16 protein-coding genes are annotated in these 18,457 nt (G+C 54.5%); 9 read left to right on the plus strand and 7 right to left on the minus strand.

The window, feature by feature from the left end:
- Window positions 1-117: 117 nt before the first annotated feature.
- Window positions 118-1,665: an aminopeptidase P family protein gene (locus IDM48_RS03865; RefSeq protein ID WP_190618138.1), complete on the minus strand. Its 1,548-nt coding sequence runs from the start codon at window positions 1,663-1,665 to the stop codon at window positions 118-120.
- An 83-nt stretch (window positions 1,666-1,748) separates the two neighbouring features.
- Here IDM48_RS03865 and IDM48_RS03870 point away from each other — a divergent pair, with 83 nt between their 5' ends.
- The gene (locus tag IDM48_RS03870; protein ID WP_190618140.1) at window positions 1,749-2,588 is read left to right on the plus strand and encodes a PHP domain-containing protein; all 840 of its coding nucleotides are present in this window, start codon (window positions 1,749-1,751) and stop codon (window positions 2,586-2,588) included.
- A 51-nt stretch (window positions 2,589-2,639) separates the two neighbouring features.
- Here the strand turns inward: IDM48_RS03870 and IDM48_RS03875 are convergent, their stop codons facing one another.
- The 4 genes from IDM48_RS03875 to IDM48_RS03890 form a co-directional block, all read right to left on the minus strand.
- Entirely contained in the window at window positions 2,640-4,187 is a 1,548-nt protein-coding gene (locus IDM48_RS03875; protein WP_238398035.1) for a DEAD/DEAH box helicase, read from the minus strand.
- A gap of 248 nt (window positions 4,188-4,435) precedes the next feature.
- Window positions 4,436-4,663: a DUF3107 domain-containing protein gene (locus IDM48_RS03880; RefSeq protein WP_145173488.1), complete on the minus strand. Its 228-nt coding sequence runs from the start codon at window positions 4,661-4,663 to the stop codon at window positions 4,436-4,438.
- Between the two features lie 106 nt (window positions 4,664-4,769).
- Entirely contained in the window at window positions 4,770-5,438 is a 669-nt protein-coding gene (locus IDM48_RS03885; RefSeq protein WP_233126020.1) for a TetR/AcrR family transcriptional regulator, read from the minus strand.
- Between the two features lie 64 nt (window positions 5,439-5,502).
- On the minus strand, window positions 5,503-6,804 hold the full coding sequence (locus tag IDM48_RS03890) for a glutamyl-tRNA reductase (RefSeq protein ID WP_145173485.1): 1,302 nt from the start codon (window positions 6,802-6,804) through the stop codon (window positions 5,503-5,505).
- 179 nt (window positions 6,805-6,983) lie between these two features.
- Here IDM48_RS03890 and hemE point away from each other — a divergent pair, with 179 nt between their 5' ends.
- The 8 genes from hemE (at window position 6,984) to hemL (ending at window position 16,070) form a co-directional block, all read left to right on the plus strand.
- Window positions 6,984-8,102: a uroporphyrinogen decarboxylase gene (gene hemE, locus IDM48_RS03895; protein ID WP_083147264.1), complete on the plus strand. Its 1,119-nt coding sequence runs from the start codon at window positions 6,984-6,986 to the stop codon at window positions 8,100-8,102.
- A gap of 19 nt (window positions 8,103-8,121) precedes the next feature.
- Window positions 8,122-9,573: a protoporphyrinogen oxidase gene (hemG, locus tag IDM48_RS03900; RefSeq protein ID WP_190618142.1), complete on the plus strand. Its 1,452-nt coding sequence runs from the start codon at window positions 8,122-8,124 to the stop codon at window positions 9,571-9,573.
- A 122-nt stretch (window positions 9,574-9,695) separates the two neighbouring features.
- Window positions 9,696-10,430 carry a hydrogen peroxide-dependent heme synthase gene (hemQ, locus tag IDM48_RS03905; RefSeq protein ID WP_238398071.1) on the plus strand — a complete coding sequence of 245 codons (735 nt, stop codon included), beginning with the start codon at window positions 9,696-9,698 and terminating at the stop codon, window positions 10,428-10,430.
- Window positions 10,431-11,756 carry a ferrochelatase gene (locus IDM48_RS03910; RefSeq protein WP_190618146.1) on the plus strand — a complete coding sequence of 442 codons (1,326 nt, stop codon included), beginning with the start codon at window positions 10,431-10,433 and terminating at the stop codon, window positions 11,754-11,756.
- Window positions 11,753-12,715 (plus strand): hydroxymethylbilane synthase, encoded by a 963-nt coding sequence (gene hemC, locus IDM48_RS03915; RefSeq protein WP_068171373.1) that lies wholly within the window; start codon window positions 11,753-11,755, stop codon window positions 12,713-12,715. The genes IDM48_RS03910 and hemC overlap by 4 nt, the downstream gene beginning before the upstream one ends.
- The gene (locus IDM48_RS03920; RefSeq protein WP_068171371.1) at window positions 12,715-13,599 is read left to right on the plus strand and encodes a uroporphyrinogen-III synthase; all 885 of its coding nucleotides are present in this window, start codon (window positions 12,715-12,717) and stop codon (window positions 13,597-13,599) included. Before hemC ends, IDM48_RS03920 begins: the two co-directional genes overlap by 1 nt.
- Window positions 13,600-13,634: 35 nt before the next feature.
- Window positions 13,635-14,633, plus strand: a complete 999-nt coding sequence (hemB, locus tag IDM48_RS03925) for a porphobilinogen synthase (protein ID WP_068171369.1) — start codon at window positions 13,635-13,637, stop codon at window positions 14,631-14,633.
- Between the two features lie 111 nt (window positions 14,634-14,744).
- Window positions 14,745-16,070: a glutamate-1-semialdehyde 2,1-aminomutase gene (hemL, locus tag IDM48_RS03930; RefSeq protein WP_068171366.1), complete on the plus strand. Its 1,326-nt coding sequence runs from the start codon at window positions 14,745-14,747 to the stop codon at window positions 16,068-16,070.
- A gap of 87 nt (window positions 16,071-16,157) precedes the next feature.
- On the opposite strand, the gene IDM48_RS03935 is transcribed toward hemL, so the two are convergent.
- Together IDM48_RS03935 and IDM48_RS03940 are read right to left on the minus strand one after the other, a co-directional pair.
- Complete coding sequence (locus IDM48_RS03935; RefSeq protein ID WP_233126019.1) at window positions 16,158-17,507, minus strand: threonine/serine exporter family protein; 1,350 nt, start codon at window positions 17,505-17,507, stop codon at window positions 16,158-16,160.
- Between the two features lie 85 nt (window positions 17,508-17,592).
- Window positions 17,593-18,282, minus strand: coding sequence for a 3'-5' exonuclease (locus IDM48_RS03940; protein WP_068171363.1), 690 nt, complete (start codon window positions 18,280-18,282; stop codon window positions 17,593-17,595).
- Window positions 18,283-18,457 lie beyond the last annotated feature (175 nt).

The following is an 18,457-nucleotide window of genomic DNA, read 5'->3' on the forward strand; positions in this document are numbered from 1 at the left end:
CTTATGACCTCTCTTGATTGAGAGACACTGTAGAACAGTTATCTGCTGAACTCATGAGCAAGGCCCATCACCTGAGCGGTGATGGGCCTTGTTCTTGTCTTCGGACGCAAGATTGCTCTATTGAGCTAGCTCTGCCATCCACTGCTCAATTTCTTCAACCGTACGAGGCAACGCAGCGGAAAGATTCTCATTGCCTGCTTCAGTAATCAGGACATCGTCCTCCAATCGAATGCCGATACCTCGTAGTTCTTCTGGAATGGAAAGATCTTCTTCTTTGAAGTACAGACCGGGCTCGATAGTGAAGACCATACCCGCTTCGATAGTGCCATCCAAGTAGAGGTCTTTTTTCGCCTGCGCGCAGTCGTGCACATCCAGCCCTAGATGGTGGCTGGTGCCGTGCGGCATCCAACGACGGTGTTGCCCGCCCTCGTCCGAAAGAGCGACCTCGGCGCTGACCGGCAGAAGCCCCCAGTCCTCAAGGCGGGAGGCGAGAACATTCATCGCTGCAGCATGGACGTCGCGGAATTTATTGCCAGGAACTGCTGCCTTAAATGCCGCATCTGCAGCGTCCAGCACCGCCTGATAAGCCTTTGCCTGAACTTCGGAAAATTTTCCGTTGACGGGGAAAGTACGGGTGATATCAGCGGTGTACAGCGTATCGTCCTCAACACCGGCGTCCAACAGTACTAGCTTGCCCTCTTCGACTGCACCGGTGTTCTGAATCCAGTGCAGTACGGTGGCATTGTTACCGCAGGCAGCAATGGTGTCATAACCCAAGTCGTTGCCCTCTTCGCGGGCTTTCGTGAAGAAAGCACCTTCGATAACGCGTTCGCCACGACGGTGCGCTACCGCACGAGGCAAAGCTCGAATAACGTTTTCGAACCCTTCAACGGTAGACGCTACCGAACGGCGTAGATTATCGATTTCTACCGCGTCCTTCACCAAACGAGCCTCGGAAAGCGCTTCGGTCAACACAGCATCGGTGGCATCTGCCTGTTCCAAATCAACGCCGGTGTTATACCGCGAGGTATCCACCAGCGCGTCGATGTTCAAATCGACATTGCGCACCAGTCGAATCTGAACACCACCGAGCGCTTTATTTCCGGCATTCTTGGTGATAGCAACTTCGAGCTCGGAAAGATCTTTACACTTCACACCGTACTCAGCTTCAATTTCAGCAAGGGTGGGGCGGGGGCCAATCCAAAATTCACCGTATCGAGGATCCGAATAGAACTGCTCGGTATCTCGCCCCGCCAAAGGACGGAAGTAAAGAGTCACCTCATGATTCGAACCATTATCCCCAGCGCCTTCTTCTACAGGCTCAAAAATCAGCACTGCGTCGGGCTCATGGTCGGTACCTAACCCCGTCTGATGTGCAAAAGCAGAATGGGGGCGGAAGCGGTAATCCGTATCGTTAGAGCGAACTTTCAAAGGCCCCGCAGGCAAAACCAAACGCTCACCGGGGAACTTCAATGAAATAGCCCGACGGCGCTTTGCAGCAAAATCGGCTACCTCAGCACGATTGGGAATCTGATGGTTGCTCGGTGCCCAGTTAGAACTAATAAACTCAGTAAAAGCATGGGATTTAGGAGGCTGCGAGCGATTATTAACACGCTCTTCCAGCGGCTGATCATCTATTTCAAAATTGTTCTCAGAAGTATTCATGGTTTTAACTCTAATACGGCAGGTAACGCTTATCATCTCCGGTTCACTTCTGGCTATGGGTGCAAGCGACCTAAGATAGAGGCATGGGTTATGACCTGCATGTGCATTCAAAAATTTCAGACGGTACTCAGTCGGTCAAAGATCTGGTTCAGGAAATTGCTGAAACAGGTCTAGACGGCTTTGCGCTGACCGACCATGACACCACAGCTGGCTGGTCTGAAGCAGATCAAACCGCTCAAAAACTAGGACTAGATTTTGTGGCGGGAATGGAAATTTCCTGTGCGGGGCATGGCGTGAGCATTCACCTGCTCAGCTACTTGCATGATCCCACCTATCAGCCACTCTTGCAGGAAATTGCTCGTGCCCGCGAATCCCGCATTCACCGTGCCCAGCGGATGGTGACTCTTCTGAGCGAAGACTATCCTATCGATTGGGACGACGTCATGGAACAAACGGGTGAGGGAGCCACTGTAGGCAGACCCCACATAGCTGATGCTCTCGTGGCAGCCGGTGCTGTGGAGAACCGCTCAGAAGCCTTCGCTTCCATCCTCACCCCACAATCGCGCTACTATGTGTCGCACTATGCAGTGAATCCGGTTGAAGCCGTACGGCTGGTACGTGCCGCCGGGGGAGTACCGGTTATGGCGCATCCGCGCGCTCGTAGTCGAGGCCGCATTGCCTCTGCAGAGCTCATCGAAGAAATGATTGATGCGGGACTTGCCGGGCTAGAAGTTCATCACCGCGATAATTCACTTGAAGACCAGAAATGGTTACATAGCATAGCGTTCGAGCATGACTTGTTGGTAACCGGGTCATCTGATTATCACGGTGCTGGCAAGCCAAACCGTCTGGGTGAAAACACCACCGATCGGCACACGGTTCAATGCATCCGGAAACTTTCCACCTTTTCACCCAGTAGATAGAAAGGGGAAGGAACCGGTGAAATCACCTGCTCCTTCCCCGCCAAGAACTACTTACTCGCCCTTGTTATCCGCGGGCTTGCGGCGACGTCGACGACGGCGCGTGCCATCTGAAGACTTCTCTACCGATTTTTCACGAGAGTCTGCCGTTTTCTGCGCGGAATCCCCATCAGCGCGCCGGCGCTGAGGACGGCGATTATTGGACTTCTCGTTCTGTGCGGATTGCTCGCCGTCGCGGCGGCGATCGCCACGGCGCTCCGAGCGGTTACGGTTCCTGCCGTTGCCTTGGCGAGAACCAACGCGCTCGTTGCGGCGATTATTACTCCGAAGCCCGGCTGAGTGGTTCTGAGAGAGGCCTTCTTTCGTCTGTTCGTCGCGGGGCAACTTGCCCTTGACGCCCTCAGGAATATCGAGGTCAGTAAACAGATGATCGGAGGATGAGTAAGTCTCTACGGGCTCAGGAACGCCCAGCTCCAGTGCTTTGTTGATGAGCGACCAGCGGGGGACATCTTCCCAATCCACCAGGGTGACTGCGGTACCATTGTTCGCCGCGCGTCCGGTGCGACCCACACGGTGCAGGTAGGTCTTCTCGTCTTCGGGGCACTGGAAGTTGATGACGTGTGTGACGTCATCAACGTCGATACCGCGAGCGGCGACGTCGGTTGCCACGAGAACATCAACGCGGTCATCACGGAACGCCTGAAGAGCCTGTTCGCGCGCTCCCTGGTTCAAGTCACCGTGAAGGGCGCCGGCGGCGAATCCGCGGGTGTTAAGTTCGTCGGCAAGTTTCGCGGCCGATCGCTTGGTCTTACAGAAAATGATGGTGCGACCGCGACCGTTCGCACGGAGGATGCGGCCGACCAGCTCGTCCTTATCCAGCGGGTGCGCACGGTAAATCACCTGGCGGATGGATGCCTTAGTAATAGACTCATCGTCCGGAGACGACGCCTGAATATGCATAGGCTTGGTCATGTAGCGGCGAGCCATAGTTACTACGGGGCCGGGCATAGTGGCTGAGAACAGCATAGTCTGGCGAACTTCGGGCAGGACCGCCAGGAGTTTTTCAACATCGGGCAAGAAGCCTAAGTCCAACATTTCATCGGCTTCGTCAAGAACTACAATCTTGACCTGCGAAAGATTCAGCTTCTTTTGGCGCTGCAAATCGATCAGGCGACCGGGGGTGCCCACTACCAACTCGACGCCCTCATCCAGAACCTTAACCTGCGATTCGTAAGGCACACCGCCGTACAGGGTGACTGTACGAGCGTTGCGTTTCTTAGCCGCAGCTTCAAGGTCAGAACCCACCTGAATAGCAAGCTCGCGGGTAGGGACCACGATGAGTGCCTGAGGCGCACCGGGGGATTTGAGGTGGGACCAACCGGCGTCATCTCGGCCAACCACTCGCTGAATAGCTGGCAAACCAAAACCGAGGGTCTTACCTGTACCGGTTTTCGCCTGGCCGATAATGTCATGGCCGCCAAGAGCGACGGGAAGGGTGAGTGCCTGGATAGGGAAAGGAGAAAGGATACCGCGTTCGGCTAGTGCCTCGCAGATATCTTCTCGTAAGCCGTAATCGGCAAAAGTCTTAATTTCTTCAGTCAACGAAGGTTTCCTTGAAAATATAGGTGCATCTACTGTCTGAAATCCGCCAGTTTTAGAACCGGGATAGACAGGACGCGAGTGGAGAAGCCGATCGTAAAAAGTACGCTCTCAACGGGGAGAGTCTCAAAATGGTATATGCCGTCCAACGACCGGGCAACCAGATAACACTTCTCATAGTAGCAAATTGAAAAATGAAGCAGTGAGAGCGGCAACACGCTCTCACTGCTTCATCAGGGTTTTATTAATTCTTATTCGGAAAATCCAAAGCCAATACGAGGCTTGGTCTCTGCGCCGAGTTCGATGTAACCAATCTGCTCGGCAGGAATCAAAGTGATAGCACCCTTAGTATTTTCTAGCTCTAGAACTGACTTATCCTGCAAAGCCTGGGATACCTTTGCCTTGATGTCATTCGTTGACTCTTCGGTCTCAATAACGATTTCGCGTTGGACATGCTGAACGCCAATTTTGATTTCCACTTTTACTCCGTTTCCTTCAACGAAAAATATTTGCGTTGAATTTAGTCTAGGGGGAGCGCCCCTGTGATTTTTCGAATATCACTCAGAGCAAATTTTGAGATCTCGATTATTCCCAATCTTCGTCAATAATAGAAATGCCGCCCCACGCTAAGCGGAACACCAGTTGCTCCACCTGAGCGAGCTCATCGGTGGATGCACCTTGGCTAATTGCGTGTTGCGTGGCAGAAATAACCATGCCTGTAAGCGTTCGTGCCAGCAGGACTGCTTCTTTGATGGGCAGACCGGCGTTGGGACCCAGAATGCCAGCGATATGCCCCGCGATAGAGGTGTAGAGCTTGTCCAAGCATTCTTGAACTGCAAGGTCACTTTGAATATCAGACTCAAAAATGAGCCTGTAGCCCTGGGGATTGGTGCGGATGAACTCAAAGAAAGCGCTGAGGGCACCCTCTACGCGGCTACGATTATTTTCTGTGCGGTAGAGAGGCTCAACAATGCGCTTGATGAGATCATCAATTTGCTCATCGAGAACGGCAAGATAAAGATCGCGCTTTGATTTGAAGTGCTGATAAAGAACTGGCTTGGTGACGTCTGCTGCCGACGCAATGTGGTTCATGGTCGTGACGTGATAACCCTGGGAGGAAAAAACTCGAAGGGCTGAAAAAACTAACTGCTGACGTCGTAATTTTTTAGGAAGGCGAATTCCACCGGTTGCCTGTTCTGCGGAGAGTCCGCTGAGGGCAGTGGGCTCGGACTGATTCTCGAAATGTGCGCTCAAGTGTGTGTCCTGACGTATCTAAGGTGCGAAATTATCTACGTGTGAGATTGATGAATGCCATACTCTAAGACGCGTCTGCCTGAGGGATATCTCGGACGACTTTTTCTTGAGACTGCGAAACTTCAATGCCGTAAAGTGCTTCGAGACCCGCAATATATTCGGATTCTCTGCCTTCTTGGGCTAGCGAACGTGCTCTGACCGTAGGAGTGTGTAAAAGGGATTTGACCATGCGACGCATTGCGAATTCGACCTGATCAGCAGCTCCTCCACACCCAAAGTGTCCACGAACTTTCTCTAACTCGGAGTCGAGAATGGACATGGTGTGCTCTCGAAGAGCAACAATAGCAGCATCTACAGTGCGCGCCTTTTGTTTAATGCGGAATTCCTCAACAGCATTGTCCACTATTGTGTGGGCAAGCTGCACGGAACTATCCATTTCTTCAGGGGCTGCCAAGCGCACAGACTCTAAAGTAATGAGTTCTGTATCTGGGAGGTCGGCTACCTCGGGGGCGAAATCGCGAGTGAGGGCAAGATCGAGGATAACCCGCTTTCCCGCAGGAATTTCATCGGCACTGAGCGGATCAGAGCTACCCGAACACCCGATAATGACATCTGCACTAGCCAGCGCCTGAGGCAAAGAAGCGCCGTCAATCGCTTTTACCCCACGCTTGTGGGCAAAAGTAGCTGCACGGCCGGTGAAGGAATATACCGTAATATTCTGGCAACCTCTATCTCGCAAGGCTGCAACGGTGGCACCTGCATAGGCACCCGTACCAAAAACCAAAGCCGATCGGTCTTTCCACGTTTTCTCGGCGACGTCGTCGGCAAGGTCCAAAGCAACAGAGACCACCGAGCGTCCGCGAGCGCCCAAGAGTGTTTGCTGTCCTACTCGTCGGGCAGTATTGGCTGCGTTGTCAAAAAGCCGCACAAGATTTCCAGAGGCTTTGCCCTCTTCTTGAGCGGCAGTGATGGCGCGGCGAACTTGGCCGGTGATTTCTCGTTCTCCCACAACTGCGGATTCAAGACCTGAGGCAACGGTGAAGAGATGGTGAGCTACAGCGTCGTTGAAAAAGACGTCAAAACTTGATTCAACGGTCGAATAATCTAAGGACGATAGCGCTGAGAGTTCTTCAAAAATCGCGGTGGCTACTTCGGCGACATCTTGTTCTGCTTTTTGGTCCGTCGCCACAGAATCCTGAGCTGTTTCCCCGTAGATTTCTAGGCGATTGCAGGTAGAGAGAACCACTAAACCTCGGGTTTCTACATCGAGTTCTGAGGCATCAAGTGAACTAGCACCGTTGGCTAGATGTGCCACGGTGCTCAAATCGACAGTTTGGTGAGATGCTACGAGAGAAAAAATAGTCACGACTTCAATATCATAAACATGTCTGAGCTACCTTGGCGAATAGCTGAGGTCAAACTCATGAATGAGATACCCCGAATGGGTTGGACTCAGCGGGGAATGCGCGCTACTTACCGTGCCGAGCACAAATAAATGACAGAGTGTAGACAAAACACCCAGAATTTATTGGCACAATAGAACATATGACTTCATCACTTCGCCAGCGTAACTTGCTCACCGACGAGCAGCTGAAGCACCTGCCTGCCCATCACCCCTTGCGAGCGGGTGGAACCGCTGACTCTCCGATGATGAGAGCACTGACCGGGCGGCAGAGCGCGCATCGTCCCGTGTGGTTCATGCGTCAGGCTGGGCGTTCACTTCCTGAATATTTAAAGGTTCGCGAAGGTGTCCCGATGTTGGATGCTTGCCTGACTCCTTCGTTGGCAGCTGAAATTACCCTCCAACCTGTGCGGCGACACAACGTGGATGCGGGCATCTTCTTTTCTGACATCGTGATTCCTATGAAGCTCGCCGGGGTTGGCGTTGATATTGTGCCCGGGCGCGGTCCAGTACTCGATACTCCGGTTCGCACGTTGGAAGAGATCAAGAACCTTCCCGAACTTGAAGACTCTGCGTTGGATCCTATTCGCGAAGCTGTTGAGCTGACCGTCAAAGAACTAGGAGATACCCCGCTGATTGGCTTTGCTGGGGCTCCTTTCACCGTTGCCGCTTATATGGTGGAAGGCGGACCCTCCCGCGACCACCTGCGCCCACGAACCATGATGCACGCTGAACCCGAAGCATGGGAAGCCCTGGGGCAGTGGGCGGCACGCACCTCAGGCCAGTTCCTTCGCGCTCAGATAGAAGCCGGCGCGTCTGCGGTGCAGCTCTTTGACTCTTGGGCAGGTTCACTATCTGAAGCGGATTATCGGCGTTTCGTTCAGAAACACTCTGCGGATGCTTTGGCAATGGTTGAAGAATTCGGTGTCCCACGTATCCACTTTGGCACGAGTACTGCTGAGTTACTCGGCGCTATGCACGAGGCTGGCGCTGACGTCGTTGGAGTGGACTACCGCCTATCCCTGACCGAAGCTGAGCAGCGCTTGGGCGGAGGGATTCCACTGCAAGGAAATATCGACCCTGCCTTGCTGGCATCGGGTTGGGACGCTCTGCGCGAGCACACCGATCAGGTACTAGCAGCTGGCAACAGCGCACCCACCCACGTGGTAAATCTGGGCCACGGCGTACCCCCGAGCACCGACCCCGCCGTCCTGACCCGCCTGGTGGAGTATATTCACACCCAAACTACCCAGCACGAGTAGAAAGCATTCTTGAACAATAATGGCTATGGACTCCCGACGAACTCACCGCGAATCTGCGGTGGTGGTAGGTGGCGGCATCTCCGGTTTGCTCGCTGCCCGTGAACTAGCGATGAAGGGGCTGCGCGTTACTCTCGTTGAAAAGCGCTCTCATCTCGGTGGTGCTGTAGGCGCACACGAGGTAGATGGGCACGTGCTCGATTCGGGGGCTGAATCGTTTGCTACCCGCACCTCTGATGTTGCGGAACTGCTCACCGAATTGGGCATTGAAGATAAGATTTGCTCACCTTATGACGGCGGCTCATGGCTGTACTTGCAAGACGGCGCCCACCCGGCTCCTCGCACGGGAATTCTGGGTATTCCTGGCGATTTGAGCGATCCTTCAATCCGGGAAATTCTTTCATCAGCTGGTCTTCGACGAGCCAAGATGGATAAGCTACTCCCTGCGTCTGTGGGCGCCAACGCTAAGACTCTGGGTGAACTTGTTCGCAAGCGTATGGGCCAGCAGGTTGTTGACCGACTCGTTGCGCCGGTAACCACCGGCGTCCAATCGACCCATCCCGATGAAGTCGAAATTGAAAGCGTTATCCCCGGTCTGCAGGCAGCGCTCGCCCAGCGAGGTTCGCTTGCCGCCGCTTCGGCATCATTGCGAGCTGCCTCTCCGGCTGGATCCCAGGTTGCTGGCCTAGTAGGAGGTATGAACCAGCTCTCTGAGGCTTTGGTGCGTGATGTTCTGCGCCGCCGTGTGCGTATCCTCACCGGCTACGATGCCATCGCCGTTGACCGTGACCCCGATCGAGGCGGTTGGACCCTGCTACAAAGGGCACCCCAGCTGGGGGAGCGCGTTGCACCGGTTCACGGCAAATACTTAGTGATGGCAACCGATGCACCCACTACCTTGCGAATCCTGGGATCCCATTTGGATGCTTCCACCATTCCCCAGGTCAAAGCAGGGCACGAAATTGCTCTGGTTACCCTCGCCATTGAGCAGCCAGAATTGGATTCTCGCCCCCGCGGCACCGGTCTGCTAGTCAGCGATCAGGTAGCCACCGTACGCGCCAAAGCGCTAACCCATGCCACTGCCAAGTGGAAGTGGATTGCAGAGGAAATGGGTCCGGGCAAACACGTCGTGCGTCTGTCTTACGGACGAGGCAACGACCACGGACCTTTGCGCGAAGTTTCCCTCTATGATGACCAGCTCATCACTCTGGCAATGCACGATGCAGGCAAGCTACTGGGCGTCAGCATCACCCGGGGCAATTTACTGGGGGCTGACGTAGTGCGATGGAAGGGCTCTTTGCCCACCATGCGCCCCGGACACCGCGAAAAAGTACAGCAGTTTCGCAACTCACTGCAGGATCTAGAAGGCGTTACCGCAGTGGGCGCCTGGTTATCAGGCAACGGGCTAGCCGCCGTCACCGCAGATACCCGCCGCACCATGCACGAATTTATTGACGCAACATCAGCCGACTAAAGATTTTATTTTCCAGACAGAAGCCGCGTGCCAGCTCAACACAAACTGGGACGCAGAAAAGGAAGAACACCATGTCACAGCAGGAAAAAGCACACGCATACAGCCACGGTCACGGCGCATCCATGCCCACCGCTAAAGATGCCCACGGAAAGATTCAGGGTCAGCGACCCGGCGAAACCGCCGAGCTCGATGACCAGTTCCACTATTCCATTCACACCGTTTTTGCCCGTGACACCCAGCCTGCGGACAACGCATCCTCTGAAGCTGCCACCGAAGAATTGAACAAGGTTGTAGCACGCCTTGAATCCAACGGCGTCACCGTACGCGGATTCTACGATGTCTCAGCGATGCGCAACGACGCCGACGTCATGGTCTGGGTTCACGGCGCAACCCCCGAAGACCTTCAGGCAGCTATCCGAGATATCCGCCGAACCGTTGCATTCTCCGGCACCAAAATCGTCTGGTCGACCATGGGCGTACACCGCGATGCAGAATTCTCTAACAACCACACCCCATCCTTCGCCAAGGGTATTGCCCCAGAGCGTTGGATTTGCGTCTACCCCTTCGTTCGCTCCTACGACTGGTACACCATCAACCCCGAAAAGCGCCGCGAAATCATGAAGAATCACGGCATGAAGGGCGTAGACTTCCGCGAAGTTCTCCCCAACACCATCGCAACGTTCGGACTCAATGACTACGAATGGCTCATTGCCCTCGAATCCCCTGAACTGGTTCTGCTGGTAGACCTGATGCGTTCATTCCGCAACACAGAGGCACGCCACTACATCCGCGAAGAAATCCCGTTCTACACTGGTCGCCGCATTGAAGCCAGTGAAGTGGCAGGAGTACTTGCTTAAATGACTCAACTTCCCACCGACATTATTCCGAATCGGACAGACCCCCAGAACACTGCAACCAACGGGCCAGCCGTTCTGAATGAGCAGAACCTGGAGGTGTTCCATGGGGAAGAGAACCTTACCCGTGTGCGCTCTGAGGCACCGCGGGATTACGACCTCGTTATTCTTTCCTCCTTCGGCGGCCCTGAAGGCCAAGAGGACGTTATCCCCTTTCTGCGCAACGTCACCGCAGGGCGAGGAATCCCCGACGAGCGTCTAGAAGAGGTAGCCACTCACTACCGTGCCAACGGGGGAGTCTCGCCGATTAACGAGCAGAACCGTGCGCTCCTGGCAGCCCTACAAACGGCACTCGTTGAAAAAGGTCCCGATGTGCCCATAACCTGGGCAAATCGAAACTGGGAGCCTTACGTCAAAGACGTAGTTCAAGAGGCCTACGACAAGGGCGCGCGCAAAATCTTGGTACTGGCTACCAGCGCTTACCCGGGATATTCATCGTGCCGCCAATACCGCGAGGATTACGGTATTGCCTTAGAGGAGCTGGGCCTCGAAGGAAAGCTACAAATCGATAAGGTACGCCAGTATTTTGACGCCCCCGGTTTCATCGCGCCTTTCGAAGACGGTCTTATCGAAGGACTACAGGACGTGCGCGCCCGGCTGGAGCAGGCAGAGCGAAAAGCTGCCGGCAACGGCAAGATTCGCATTATGTTCTGCACCCACTCGATACCCACCAGCGCGGCAAATGAAGCGGGACCTCGCGGCGTCGACTACGAAGGTGGCTCCGCCTACGTTGAAAAACATCTGCAGGCTGCTCGCGCGGTGCTCGCCGGAGTGGAGAAAAAACATCCTGAGCTGTTGAAGGACGTGGAATGGGAGCTGGTCTACCAGTCTCGTTCCGGTCCGCCGTCCATGCCCTGGCTTGAACCCGATGTGAACGATGCCCTCGAAGCGCTAGAAGGCACTGTGGACGGCGTGGTTCTGGTGCCGCTGGGATTCGTCTCAGACCACATGGAAGTCAAGTGGGACTTGGACACCGAGGCTCTGGACACCTGCGAAAAACTGGGGTTTGTGGCAACACGGACACCGACTCCCGGAACCCACCCCGAGTACGTTGAAATGTTGCGCCAACTCATCGGCCAGCGTGTGGCATCTTCTGCCCCTTCGCAAAATCCCGCTGAGCTGGATGAATTGAGAACCAGTGCCTGCGGCACCCCTGGGTGGTTTGACGCCTGCAACCCTGACTGTTGCGTATCGGCACGAGCAAAAGCTCAGAAGCCTACCATTGCTACGTATACAGGTGCCGATAAAGCAGAAGGAGCGCGTTCATGACCTTTATCCTAGGAACGCGCGGTTCTGCTCTTGCCCTCACCCAATCGGGAATGGCAGCTGATCAAATCGCTGCAGCCGGCAACTTTGAGGTGGAACTACGTACCGTTCGCACCGAGGGCGATGTGTTGACCGGCCCCCTCTCTCAGATGGGTGGTACCGGAGTATTCGCAGCAACCCTACGTACCCGCGTGCTCGACGGATCGGTTGACTTTGCGGTGCACTCTCTCAAAGATTTGCCCACTGCTCCCTGCCCCGGACTGGTCGTTGCGGGGATTCCGGAGCGAGAAGATCCCCGTGATGCTCTGATTGCTCGCGACGGGTTGACCTTAGAGAAACTACCCGCTGGTGCCCGCATCGGAACCGGATCTCCCCGCCGCGCAGCACAATTGCGCTTGATCCGACCCGATATCGAGATTGTAGATATTCGCGGCAATGTGGGTACTCGGTTGGCGCGCGTAGCAGGATTCGAATCCTATGGAAATCAAAGCACACCTGCCGGGGACTGCGATGCGGTGGTTCTGGCGGCCTCGGGTTTACGCCGTCTGGGTTTTGAAGAGACAGTTACCGACTATCTTGATCCCACTCAGATGCTCCCCGCCGCTGGTCAAGGCGCTCTGGCGCTGGAGGTGCGCGAGAGCGACGTCGAAAAAGCTACTGAACTGGCAGAGGCAATTCGCGCCGTCGACCATGCGCCTACTCGTTGGGCAGTGACCGCCGAGCGGGCTCTGTTGGCACGTTTAGAAGCCGGATGCGCAGCTCCCGTAGGAACTTTTGCGCGGTTAGAGGAGCAAACACTCGTCCTAGACGCAGTGGTAGCAAACCCTGACGGCTCTGAATCCCTACGCCACCAAGCAACCACTTCCGATCTATCGGCGGATGGCGCGAAAACATTGGGAGAAAAACTTGCTGATGAACTTCTCTCCATGGGCGCCGCCCGCCTGGCAAATCTGACCCTCTAATGACTGCATCTGCACAAATCTTTGTGACGAGAACACCTGCCGCCGCTGGGGAGCTCATTGATGAGCTCCTCGAGGGGGTAGGGAAATCCCTGTTGTCTTCACCTTCTGGCGCAATTGAGCTGCTCTGCGTACCTCTCCACGAGGCAGAGCTTATCCCCCAGAATGCGCGGGAAGTAGCCCGCGAGTTGCTCCGCCAGAGTTTGAAAGGGCAGTTTGATGCGGTCACGTTTACCAGTCGCAATGGAGTACGGGCCTTTGAACAACTGATAGCTTCTCAAGCTCTACCCTTTCCCCCGGAAACATTGATTGCCGCCGTGGGACAGGGTACTGCTGCTGAACTAAAAAAACTGGGCATTACTGCGAATTTCATTCCCGATATCCAAGATGCTCAGCACATGATTCAACAGTGGCCAGCATCTGCTGGTTTGAACCAACGTATTTTGTGCGTACAGGGTGCCAACGCTCGTCCAACACTTCGCGAAGGACTGAAAGCGCTAGGACACCGGGTTGATGTCGCCACCGTCTATCAAATGCGGGACTTTCCCGCTGAATCGGCGCTCGTACAGGGCTCAAAGTCTTACGGGGAGTACGAACCGCTTTCGCTCAATCAGGCTTTAGAAGTAGCTCAGGGACGTACCTCGGCAGATAATTCCACTGCGCGAATTCTGATTGCTACAGCGCCCTCGTTACTCCGGGCGTTTTATCAAGGATGGGTGACTTCGCCGCAGGGTAGCCGAGAGAATTTCCCCCATCTCATTGCCATTGGAAAATCAACCGCCCTCCAAGCTGTCGAATTGGGTCTGACCGCCACCGTACCTGCCAGCCCAGCTGCTTCAGACCTTGCAACCGCAGCCTGCGATACCCTTCTACACCTGACCCGCTAACTTTCTTCCTACAGAATTTTCGTTAAAGGAACACCATGAAAAACCTAGAACTTCCCTTCCGCCCTCGCCGCCTGCGCACCACAGCCGCAATGCGCTCGCTAGTCGCTCAAACTGAGCTGACCCCTCGCAACCTTATTCAGGTGCTTTTCGTTCGAGACGGCATCGAGTCACCCCAGGAAATTGCATCTATGCCCGGGCAGTATCAGCACACTCTTGACTCGGTCTTAGACGAGGTGAGTCGCGCTATCGACGCGGGTATCGCCTGTATCGACCTGTTCGGTGTACCTCTCGATGAAGATAAAGACGATCAAGGCTCCGTTGCCTGGGCTGAAGACGGAATCCTGAACCGCGCAATTGCCGCTATCCGGCACAAGTTTGGCAACGACATCGTGATTATGGCTGATACCTGCCTCGACGAATTTACCTCTCATGGCCACTGTGGTCCGCTCACCACCGACCAATTTGGAAATACGGTAGTGGATAATGATGCCTCGGTAGAGTCATACTGCAAAATGGCGGTAGCGCAAGCGAAAGCTGGTGCCCACATGGTGAGCCCCTCGGGCATGATGGACGGGCAGGTCGCCGCCATCCGTCAGGCACTGGACGACGCCGGATTCACCGACGTCGCCATCATGGCATACTCCGCCAAATACGCCTCAGCATTCTTTGGCCCCTTCCGCGATGCCGTGGGTTCATCCTTGGACGGCGATCGCAAGAGCTACCAGCAAGATCCGGCAAACCGCCGCGAGGGCGTTCTAGAAGCACAGCTCGATATTGAAGAAGGCGCCGATTTTGTGATGGTCAAGCCTGCTATGGCTTACCTAGATATCGTGCGCGAGGTAGCAGATTTCTCACCAGTTCCTGTAGCTGCCTACCAGGTTTCGGGGGAGTACGCGATGATCGAGGCGGCATCTGCCAATGGCTGGGTGGATCGCGAGCGCATCGTTCTCGAATCGCTGAGCGGCATCAAACGTGCCGGGGCGGACATGATTTTGACCTATTACGCTACCGAGGTCGCTGGCTGGTTGAAGTAACGGGCGTACGTTTGCTTGGTTTATTCCGCTGGAGGAAGCCTTACTGTCCCCATCCCGATTTCTTACGCATTAGACTTATCCCCAGAAACCTAACGAAAAGGATTTAGACCTGTGACTGTTTCTGAAGAATTATTTGCCCGCTCTCAAAAGGTAATTCCCGGCGGCGTGAATTCCCCTGTTCGCGCCTTTAACTCTGTAGGCGGTACTCCTGCTTTCATGGTGGAGGCGCAGGGGCCGTACCTGACCGATGCTGATGGCCGTAATTATGTGGATCTGGTTATGAGCTGGGGCCCGAGCTTGTTAGGGCATAAGGATTCGCGCGTTATTGAAGCGGTTCATGCTGCCGTGGAGCACGGTCTTTCTTTTGGTGCGTCTACCGAATCTGAGACTCGTCTGGCTGAGCTGGTAGTTTCCCGTATGAACGATGTTCTGCCCGGCGCTATCGATCAGATTCGCATGGTCTCTACCGGTACGGAAGCTACCATGACGGCGATTCGCTTGGCACGCGGTTATACCGGCAGGGATAAGATCATCAAGTTTGCCGGCTGCTACCACGGGCATGTTGACTCCTTGCTCTCCGAGGCTGGTTCGGGCGTGGCTACCTTGGCAATGCCCGGTTCGGCAGGCGTAACGGAGGCTACCGCGGCTGAAACCATTGTGTTGCCCTATAACGATTTGGATGCAGTCCGCGCAGCTTTTGCCGCTCACGAGGGGCAGATTGCCGCAGTCATTACCGAGGCAGCTCCTTGCAACATGGGTGTAGTTACCCCTGCCGAGGGATTTAACCGCGGACTGCGGGAGATTACCCAAGAGCATGGCGCGCTGATGGTCTTCGACGAGGTATTGACCGGTTTTCGCGTGTCTTCGGCTGGCTATTGGGGCTTTGCATCACCCGACGACGGCGGGTGGGTTCCCGATATTTTCACCTTCGGAAAGGTGATTGGCGGCGGTATGCCCATCGCAGCGTTGGGCGGTAAACGAAAAATCATGGAGTATCTTGCTCCCACCGGCCCGGTGTATCAGGCTGGTACGCTCTCGGGTAATCCGATTTCGATGGCGGCAGGTTTGGCTACCTTGCAGGCGGCAGACGCTGAGGTTTATCAGAGCATCGATGCCAAATCCCGCCAACTGCAGCAAGCGATTGTCGAAGCCTTCGATGCCCAGGGGCTGAATTATTCGATTCAAACTGCTGGAAATCTGTTCTCGGTGGCTTTCGGTACGGCTGAAAACGGCGTCCATAACTACGCGGATATCAAGAATTCTGAGACTTTCCGCTATGCGCCGTTCTTCCACTCCATGCTAAACGCGGGCGTCTACTTACCGCCGAGCGCTTTCGAGGCGTGGTTCTTATCATCGGCTCATACCGATGCTGTGATGGATCGAATCATTGCTGCGCTTCCCGATGCCGCAGAGGCAGCAGCTCAGGCTACCGCCTAACACCAATAGTAAGAGACTATTTTCTCTATAACGATGCCCCGGTATTCTCACCAGAGAGTGCCGGGGCGTCGTCTTCTCACCGCATCATTAGCGTAAATGAGCATGGGAATCATACGTGCGGACTTTTTGAAGATCTCTGTTGAAAAGCCAGTTCTCATCGGTGACAAAACGGGAGATTACTAAGCCACTACCAATAGCTAAGAAAATCAGAAAAACATCAACCATGCCGGAAATCGCATCCGTGAGATTACCGTTAGAAAGATACGCCATGGAACGGTAGAACATCACCCCCGGTACCATAGTGACAACAGCAGGCACTGAGAGCGAAATACGGGAATACTTCCGCCCATGGAGCGGTGAGATGAGTTCAGCCAGAAGAGCAGCGACGAGCGCGGCCAGAAAAACCGAAATCTGCGGCGTCAAACCAGCTTCGGTGAGAAATAGACGAGCTGGGTTAACTAGCGCCGCTATAAATCCTGCCCATAAACAGGCAAAGGGGAGCGCTGAGAAGAGCATGGCGAAACCATAGGCTGCAATAAACGAAGCAACCATTTGGAGTGAATAACGCATCCAAGGGGTCATAGGCGCTGGGGTGGCGACGTCCAAAGGGAGCTCGAAGAGGAACGCCAGAATCCATACTGCAGCGGATGCGCTCACCAGCAATAGAGCAACATAGGTGAGCCGTGAAATCGCCGCCGAAAAGTCGAAGCGGGCAAGATCGAGCATACCTGTGACCAAAGGAAAACCTGGCACTAAGAAAAGAATGGAAGAAATGAAGCCCACCATATGGTTCGGAGCAATCAGTGAAGCTGAGGCAAGGACACCAATCGTACCGCTATAGATTCCTGCTGAAATTACACCACACACAAACCAAATCGCCAGATGATTGACCTCGCGATGCATCAAAAGGGTACGAATCAACTGACCAATGCCAGCTGCACCGAAAACTACAAGGCACCCCACCAAGCCACCACCATTAAGGAAAGCAAAGCCTGCACACGCGAAAGCTGCAGCCAATGCCAACCAAAATTTTGAATAGAGATGGGGGAGCGTGGCGATCCGATCAATCTCAGCGGAAGCTGCTTGAGGGGAAATTTTCTCGGGTAGATTTGAGACAAAATCGCTGAGTAAATCCATCCGATAGGCAGAAATGCCCATGACTCGTTGCTCAGCAATTTCAGTGCGAAAATTGCCGGTAGAGTACGCAGTAGTAGTAATTTCGGTAAAAGAGACCTGCGAATGATGCTCTTCCAAACCCACCGCACGAGCTAGCCGTGCCATGGATGCTTTGACCCGGTAGGCGCTCGCTCCAGACTTCAACAGGAGCAACCCGAGTTTCAGCACAACACCTGATTGGGCCACGAGATGCTCGTGCTGGGAGCGGGTGGACCCTAGATAGATGCTATTGGTGGGCGGAACCATAGACGAATCAGCCACAATAATCCCTCTCGAATGGAATCAGAATCGATTCAATGGTGGCATCCATTGAGCAGAAGCAGGTCGCGTGTAAACGCGATGTTACTCACCTAGCAGTACGCACAGGCCATGAACCATCGATAACTTCGTTCTTTCCCTGGCGCTGCAGATAATCCTGAAATTCAGCAGCCTGAGCGCGTGCCCAACCTATTTGTTCTTCGTGCAAAGACTGAGCATCTACAATAATTTGCGGATACTGCTGAGCCATCGCTGCAAGCAACCGCTCTGCCGCCATCGCGTCGTCCTTAGAGGTATGAGCATTTTCCAAACTCACGCCGTATTCGGCGCTCAGAACTTCGAGGGTGCGCTTACCTTTTTTGAACTTGTGCACCTGTTTATTGATGACGTAAGGGTCAAGTACCGGATAGCAGGTGAGCTCAGGGAAGTCATAGCGTTTGAGCTCGTGATGAAGCACCGAAAAATCGTAGGCGGCATTGAATGCAATAACGGGCACGCCGTCATGAAAGAGACCGCCGAGAGCCATTGCCAGCTCGTAGACCACCTCGCGGGCATCTCGCCCGTGTTCTTGGGCGTATTCGGTAGTGATTCCGTGAACTGCCGCGGCTTGCTCCGGTATTTCTACACCGGGGTTGGCTAGCCACTCGCCAGAACGCAGCACTGTGCCATCGGGATTGACCAAAACCAGCGACGCCGTCACGATACGGGCTGTTGAGGGATCAATTCCAGTGGTTTCTAAGTCAAAGGTGGCGCGGGGTAGCTCAGTCCATGCAGTCATGGAACGACTATATAACTTCTGAGAAAATTCTTCGATTCTCAGATTTCCTGCTGTCATGAAGGGAAAAATTACTTATCTTGTCAGTCGTCTTTGCCATAGTTCTGACATAGTCTTGAAGAACCCGCCTGCTAGCAGATAGAAATTGCAGGGAAAACAGGGGTAGAAGAGAGAAGGA

Source organism: Rothia amarae (assembly GCF_014705945.2).
In the GTDB taxonomy this organism is placed as follows: Bacteria; Actinomycetota; Actinomycetes; order Actinomycetales; family Micrococcaceae; genus Rothia; species Rothia amarae.

Coding starts and splice junctions, on each gene's coding strand:
- IDM48_RS03940 (WP_068171363.1), bottom strand. CDS start 18,282: ATGACTGCATGGACTGAGCTACCCCGCGCCACCTTTGACTTAGAAACC.
- hemB (WP_068171369.1), top strand. CDS start 13,635: ATGAAAAACCTAGAACTTCCCTTCCGCCCTCGCCGCCTGCGCACCACA.
- hemC (WP_068171373.1), top strand. CDS start 11,753: ATGACCTTTATCCTAGGAACGCGCGGTTCTGCTCTTGCCCTCACCCAA.
- hemQ (WP_238398071.1), top strand. CDS start 9,696: ATGCCCACCGCTAAAGATGCCCACGGAAAGATTCAGGGTCAGCGACCC.
- IDM48_RS03870 (WP_190618140.1), top strand. CDS start 1,749: ATGGGTTATGACCTGCATGTGCATTCAAAAATTTCAGACGGTACTCAG.
- hemE (WP_083147264.1), top strand. CDS start 6,984: ATGACTTCATCACTTCGCCAGCGTAACTTGCTCACCGACGAGCAGCTG.
- hemG (WP_190618142.1), top strand. CDS start 8,122: ATGGCTATGGACTCCCGACGAACTCACCGCGAATCTGCGGTGGTGGTA.
- IDM48_RS03865 (WP_190618138.1), bottom strand. CDS start 1,665: ATGAATACTTCTGAGAACAATTTTGAAATAGATGATCAGCCGCTGGAA.
- IDM48_RS03910 (WP_190618146.1), top strand. CDS start 10,431: ATGACTCAACTTCCCACCGACATTATTCCGAATCGGACAGACCCCCAG.
- IDM48_RS03920 (WP_068171371.1), top strand. CDS start 12,715: ATGACTGCATCTGCACAAATCTTTGTGACGAGAACACCTGCCGCCGCT.